The organism is Neisseria sp. HMSC070F02, assembly GCF_001814225.1.
Classification (GTDB): Bacteria; Pseudomonadota; Gammaproteobacteria; order Burkholderiales; family Neisseriaceae; genus Neisseria; species Neisseria meningitidis.
Genome location: NZ_KV815473.1, coordinates 14,222 through 17,649 on the forward strand (window position 1 = coordinate 14,222; position 3,428 = coordinate 17,649).

At 55.8% G+C, this 3,428-nt stretch carries 2 protein-coding genes; both read left to right on the forward strand.

From position 1 onward, the window contains the following. Positions 1–1,430 (forward strand): dihydrolipoyllysine-residue acetyltransferase (gene aceF, locus HMPREF2959_RS08215; RefSeq protein ID WP_070696672.1); only part of this gene is annotated, 1,430 nt, incomplete at its 5' end. Positions 1,431–1,506: 76 nt separating this feature from the next. Beyond that, complete coding sequence (gene lpdA, locus HMPREF2959_RS08220; RefSeq protein ID WP_002243595.1) at positions 1,507–3,291, forward strand: dihydrolipoyl dehydrogenase; 1,785 nt, start codon at positions 1,507–1,509, stop codon at positions 3,289–3,291. The last annotated feature ends 137 nt before the right edge of the window (positions 3,292–3,428 follow it).

Here is a 3,428-nt window from a genome sequence, read left to right on the forward strand (position 1 = left end):
AAGTCAAAGTCGGCGACAAAATCTCCGAAGGCGGCGTAATTTTGACCGTTGAAACCGGTGCCGCCGCTGCCGAAGCCGCTCCTGCTGCTGCCGAAGCACAACCTGCACCTGCTGCCGCACCCGTTGCCGCAGGCGGTGCAACCGTTCAAGTAGCCGTTCCCGACATCGGCGGCCATACCGATGTGGATGTAATCGCCGTCGAGATCAAAGTCGGCGATACCGTTGCCGAAGACGACACGCTGATTACTTTGGAAACCGACAAAGCAACGATGGACGTACCTTGTACCGCTGCCGGTGTCGTTAAAGCCGTATTCTTAAAAGTCGGCGACAAAGTGTCCGAAGGTACTGCCATTATCGAAGTAGAAACCGCCGGCTCTGCCGCAGCAGCCCCTGCTCAAGCCGCTCAAGCTGCCGCACCGGCTGCCGCTCCGCCTCCGACTGCTGCCGCCGCACCCGCCGCCGCGCCTGCACCTTCTGCACCTGCCGCTGCCAAAATCGACGAGGCCGCTTTCGCCAAAGCACACGCCGGCCCTTCCGCACGCAAACTGGCGCGCGAATTGGGCGTGGATTTGGGCCAAGTCAAAGGTACCGGCTTGAAAGGCCGTATCGTGGGCGACGACATCAAAGCCTTTGTGAAATCCGTAATGCAGGGTGGCGCGGCAAAACCTGCCGCAGCCGGCGCATCTTTGGGCAGCAGTCTGGACTTGCTGCCGTGGCCTAAAGTGGACTTCTCCAAATTCGGCAATGTCGAAGTTAAAGAATTGTCCCGCATTAAGAAAATCTCCGGTCAAAACCTGTCTCGCAACTGGGTTGTGATTCCGCACGTTACCGTACACGAAGAAGCGGATATGACCGAGCTGGAAGAATTCCGCAAACAACTGAACAAAGAATGGGAACGCGAAGGCGTGAAACTGTCTCCTCTGGCGTTCATCATCAAAGCCTCCGTTTCCGCGCTGAAAGCCTTCCCCGAATTCAACGCTTCTTTGGACGGCGACAACCTGGTGCTGAAAAACTACTTCAACATCGGTTTCGCAGCCGATACGCCGAACGGCTTGGTTGTTCCCGTCATCAAAGACGTGGATCAAAAAGGCTTGAAACAAATCAGCCAAGAGCTGACCGAATTGTCTAAAAAAGCCCGCGAAGGCAAGCTCAAACCGCAAGAAATGCAAGGCGCGTGCTTTACCATTTCCAGCTTGGGCGGCATCGGCGGCACAGGTTTCACGCCGATTGTGAACGCTCCCGAAGTCGCCATCTTGGGCGTGTGCAAATCCCAAATCAAACCGGTTTGGAACGGCAAAGAGTTTGCCCCGCGCCTGATGTGCCCGTTGAGCCTGTCCTTCGACCACCGCGTCATCGACGGTGCGGCCGGTATGCGCTTCACCGTATTCTTGGCGAAGCTGTTGAAAGACTTCCGCCGCATTACCCTGTAACCCGATCGGCTTCAGACGGCATAGCGGTCTGTGCCGTCTGAAAAGGAAGTTTGAACATCATTCAGAAAGATGAGACATGAGCTTAGTTGAATTGAAAGTGCCCGACATTGGCGGACACGAAAATGTAGATATTATCGCGGTTGAAGTAAACGTGGGCGACACCATCGCCGTTGACGACACCCTGATTACCTTGGAAACCGACAAAGCGACGATGGACGTGCCTGCCGAAGTTGCGGGCGTGGTCAAAGAAGTGAAAGTCAAAGTCGGCGACAAAATCTCCGAAGGCGGTTTGATTGTTGTCGTTGAAGCTGAAGGCACGGCTGCCGCTCCTAAAGCCGAAGCGGCTGCCGCCCCGGCGCAAGAAGCCCCTAAAGCTGCTGCTCCTGCTCCGCAAGCCGCGCAATTCGGCGGTTCTGCCGATGCCGAGTACGACGTGGTCGTATTGGGTGGCGGTCCCGGCGGTTACTCCGCTGCATTTGCCGCTGCCGATGAAGGCTTGAAAGTCGCCATCGTCGAACGTTACAAAACTTTGGGCGGCGTTTGCCTGAACGTCGGCTGTATCCCTTCCAAAGCCTTGTTGCACAATGCCGCCGTTATCGACGAAGTGCGCCACTTGGCTGCCAACGGTATCAAATACCCCGAGCCGGAACTCGACATCGATATGCTTCGCGCCTACAAAGACGGCGTAGTTTCCCGCCTCACGGGCGGTTTGGCAGGTATGGCGAAAAGCCGTAAAGTGGACGTTATCCAAGGCGACGGGCAATTCTTAGATCCGCACCACTTGGAAGTGTCGCTGACTGCCGGCGATGTGTACGAACAGGCAGCCCCTACCGGCGAGAAAAAAATCGTTGCCTTCAAAAACTGTATCATTGCAGCAGGCAGCCGCGTAACCAAACTGCCTTTCATCCCTGAAGATCCTCGAATTTTCGACTCCAGCGGCGCTTTGGCGCTGAAAGAAGTGCCGGGCAAACTGCTGATCATCGGTGGCGGTATTATCGGTCTCGAAATGGGTACGGTTTACAGCACGCTGGGTTCTCGCCTGGATGTTGTTGAAATGATGGACGGCCTGATGCAAGGCGCAGACCGCGACTTGGTGAAAGTATGGCAAAAACAAAACGAATATCGTTTTGACAACATCATGATCAACACCAAAACCGTTGCAGTCGAGCCGAAAGAAGACGGCGTTTACGTTACCTTTGAAGGCACGAACGCACCGAAAGAGCCGCAACGCTACGATGCCGTATTGGTTGCCGCCGGCCGCGCGCCCAACGGCAAACTCATCAGCGCGGAAAAAGCAGGCGTTGCCGTTACCGATCGCGGCTTCATCGAAGTGGACAAACAAATGCGTACCAATGTGCCGCACATCTACGCCATCGGCGACATCGTCGGTCAGCCGATGTTGGCGCACAAAGCCGTTCACGAAGGCCACGTTGCCGCCGAAAACTGCGCCGGCCACAAAGCCTACTTCGACGCGCGCGTGATTCCGGGCGTTGCCTACACTTCCCCCGAAGTGGCGTGGGTGGGCGAAACCGAGTTGTCCGCCAAAGCCTCCGGCCGCAAAATCACCAAAGCCAACTTCCCGTGGGCGGCTTCCGGTCGTGCGATTGCCAACGGTTGCGACAACGGCTTTACCAAGCTGATTTTCGATGCCGAAACCGGCCGCATCATCGGCGGCGGCATTGTCGGTCCGAACGGTGGCGACATGATCGGCGAAGTCTGCCTTGCCATCGAAATGGGCTGCGACGCGGCAGACATCGGCAAAACCATCCACCCGCACCCGACCTTGGGCGAATCCATCGGTATGGCGGCGGAAGTGGCATTGGGTACTTGTACCGACCTGCCTCCGCAAAAGAAAAAATAAATCCGACTGAATAAACAGCCGATAAGGTTTATTTGAGCAAATGCCGTCTGAAATGTTCAGACGGCATTTTCTATTTTACAGCGGATTAAAATATTTTTTCCGGCCTATAGTGGATTAACAAAAATCAGGACAAGGCG

Bases quoted from the DNA above. Each gene is read 5' to 3' on its own strand.
- lpdA (WP_002243595.1), top strand. From the start codon at position 1,507: ATGAGCTTAGTTGAATTGAAAGTGCCCGACATTGGCGGACACGAAAAT.